2 rRNA genes are annotated in these 3,462 nt (G+C 53.1%); both read left to right on the forward strand.

Annotated elements, in window-relative coordinates:
* Positions 1-285 precede the first annotated feature (285 nt).
* Positions 286-3,149, forward strand: a 23S ribosomal RNA gene (locus tag ACR1XY_RS23950).
* A 185-nt stretch (positions 3,150-3,334) separates the two neighbouring features.
* Positions 3,335-3,449: ribosomal RNA gene (rrf, locus tag ACR1XY_RS23955) — 5S ribosomal RNA — on the forward strand.
* Positions 3,450-3,462: the final 13 nt, after the last annotated feature.

Below are 3,462 nucleotides of genomic sequence, written 5' to 3' on the forward strand. Positions count from 1 at the left end.
ACTGAAACGAACAGAGTTGTCCAAGTCAAATATACTAACCCGAGCGACCTGCGTTGATCAGCTGCACGGCTGGGAGACCATATGGGGTTGCTCAATTGTCCTCGTCCAAGTGGCGGGGGCGGGAAATGTATGTTTTTGGTTCAGAAGAATGACTGCCTTTAGTTACCAGCTGGGCGGTCTCGATTGATTTGATTACTAGCGCAGCTTCGGTTGTGTGCGGTCAAACGCACTCAAGTAGCCGTAAGGTCGGTAGTGCCAATATCAAGTCTTTCTTTTTCTGGATCAAATCAAGCGCGAGAAGGGCGTTTGGTGAATGCCTTGGCAGCAAGAGGCGATGAAAGACGTGATACTCTGCGATAAGCCATGGGGAGCTGAGAATAAGCTTTGATCCATGGATTTCTGAATGGGGCAACCCACCTGAAAGCTTCATATTGTTATCCCCTCACAACCTGGTTGTGAGATAGATAGTCAATATGGGGTTTAAACAGGTACTTAAGACCTGAATACATAGGGTTTTAAGAGCAAACCCGGGGAACTGAAACATCTAAGTACCCGGAGGAAAGGAAATCAATTGATACTCCCCTAGTAGCGGCGAGCGAACGGGGACCAGCCGAGCCGGATAAGTGACTAGAACACGTTGGGAAGCGTGGCCATAGCGGGTGACAGCCCCGTATAGGAAGCTTTGACGGACGTATTAAGTAGGGCGGAACACGTGAAATTCTGTCTGAAGATCGGAGGACCACCTTCGAAGGCTAAGTACTCCTTGCTGACCGATAGCGAACCAGTACCGTGAGGGAAAGGTGAAAAGCACCCCGACGAGGGGAGTGAAACAGTACCTGAAACCGAACGCCTACAATCAGTCGGAGGCTCCTTGCGAGCTGACGGCGTACCTTTTGTATAATGGGTCATCGACTTGGTCTCACGAGCAAGCTTAAGCCGTTAGGTGTAGGCGTAGCGAAAGCGAGTCTTAATAGGGCGAATGAGTTCGTGGGATCAGACCCGAAACCGAGTGATCTAGGCATGGCCAGGTTGAAGGTAAGGTAACACTTACTGGAGGACCGAACCCACATCCGTTGAAAAGGATCGGGATGAGCTGTGCCTAGGGGTGAAAGGCCAATCAAACTCGGAGATAGCTGGTTCTCTGCGAAATCTATTTAGGTAGAGCGTCATCCGAATACCCCGGGGGGTAGAGCACTGGATGGGTAATGGGGCCCCACAGGCTTACTGATCCTAACCAAACTCCGAATACCCGGGAGTACTAGATGGCAGACACACTGCGGATGCTAACGTCCGTAGTGGAGAGGGAAACAACCCTGACCTACAGCTAAGGCCCCCAATTCATGGCTAAGTGGGAAAGCAGGTGGGACGACCAAAACAACCAGGAGGTTGGCTTAGAAGCAGCCATCCTTTAAAGATAGCGTAACAGCTCACTGGTCTAAATAAGTTGTCCTGCGGCGAAGATGTAACGGGGCTCAAGCCATGAGCCGAAGCTTAGGATGCCGTAAGGCATGGTAGCAGAGCGTAGTGTGACATAGAACTCATCCGTATTTGCATCCACCTGTGAAATATCAGCGGGTGTAATGACGGATCGAGTTCTTTCGATGAAGCCGGCCTGTGAGGGATCCGGTGGAGAGATCACTAGTGAGAATGATGACATGAGTAGCGACAAAGAGTGTGAGAGACACTCTCGCCGAAAGTCCAAGGGTTCCTGCTTAAAGCTAATCTGAGCAGGGTAAGCCGGCCCCTAAGCCGAGGCCGAAAGGCGTAGGCGATGGGAACTAGGTTAATATTCCTAGGCCAGGAGGATGTGACGGATCACAGGTGTAGTTCAATCTTATCGGATTGATTGGGCTGCTGAGTGGTTCCTGGAAATAGCCCTCCATCAGACCGTACCCTAAACCGACACAGGTGGACTGGTAGAGCATACCAAGGCGCTTGAGAGAACGATGTTGAAGGAACTCGGCAAAATACCTCCGTAAGTTCGCGAGAAGGAGGCCCGGTTCCTAGGCAACTAGGGGCTGGGGGCACAAACCAGGGGGTGGCGACTGTTTATTAAAAACACAGGGCTCTGCGAAGTCGCAAGACGACGTATAGGGTCTGACGCCTGCCCGGTGCCTGAAGGTTAAAAGGAGAGGTGAGAGCCTTGAATTGAAGCCCAGGTAAACGGCGGCCGTAACTATAACGGTCCTAAGGTAGCGAAATTCCTTGTCGGGTAAGTTCCGACCTGCACGAATGGCGTAACGACTTCCCCGCTGTCTCCAACATCGACTCAGCGAAATTGAATTGCCTGTCAAGATGCAGGCTTCCCGCGGTTAGACGGAAAGACCCCGTGCACCTTTACTACAGCTTCGCACTGGCATCAGGATTGTGATGTGCAGGATAGGTGGTAGGCTTTGAAGCGGAAACGCAAGTATCCGTGGAGCCTCCCTTGAGATACCACCCTTCGCACTCTTGATGTCTAACCGCGGTCCGTTATCCGGATCCGGGACCCTGCGTGGCGGGTAGTTTGACTGGGGCGGTCGCCTCCTAAAGCGTAACGGAGGCGCGCGAAGGTTGGCTCAGAGCGGTCGGAAATCGCTCGTTGAGTGCAATGGCAGAAGCCAGCCTGACTGCGAGACTGACAAGTCGAGCAGAGTCGAAAGACGGCCATAGTGATCCGGTGGTCCCGAGTGGAAGGGCCATCGCTCAACGGATAAAAGGTACGCCGGGGATAACAGGCTGATACTGCCCAAGAGTCCATATCGACGGCAGTGTTTGGCACCTCGATGTCGGCTCATCTCATCCTGGGGCTGGAGCAGGTCCCAAGGGTACGGCTGTTCGCCGTTTAAAGAGGTACGTGAGCTGGGTTTAGAACGTCGTGAGACAGTTCGGTCCCTATCTGCCGTGGGTGTAGGAGACTTGAGAGGAGTTGCCCCTAGTACGAGAGGACCGGGGTGAACGATCCACTGGTGGACCAGTTGTCGTGCCAACGGCAGTGCTGGGTAGCTATGATCGGACAGGATAACCGCTGAAGGCATCTAAGCGGGAAGCCCCCCTCAAAACAAGGTCTCCCTGAGGGCCGTGGAAGACCACCACGTCAATAGGCCGGAGATGTAAGCGCAGTAATGCGTTCAGTTGACCGGTACTAATCGCCCGATAGGCTTGATTTGATCCAGTAATGGAAAGACAAATCAAAAACATACACCTCAGTAAACATGGATAACTTCGCAGCATCTAGCCGCGATGTTGATTGACATAACAACCGTGCAGGAACGCGCATCCGCTTCGCGAATACGCTGCCTCCTGCGCGTCGCGCTTTTGCTTCGCAAAAGCCGCGACGTGGGCTTTTCCTCGGTTTGGTGGTCATAGCGCAAGTGAAACACCCGGTCCCATCCCGAACCCGGAAGTTAAGCACTGCCGCGCCAATGGTACTTGGGCTTAAGCCCCGGGAGAGTAGGTCACCGCCAAACCTAGAAAAAGCCC

The organism is Ruegeria sp. AD11(2025) (assembly GCF_056542405.1).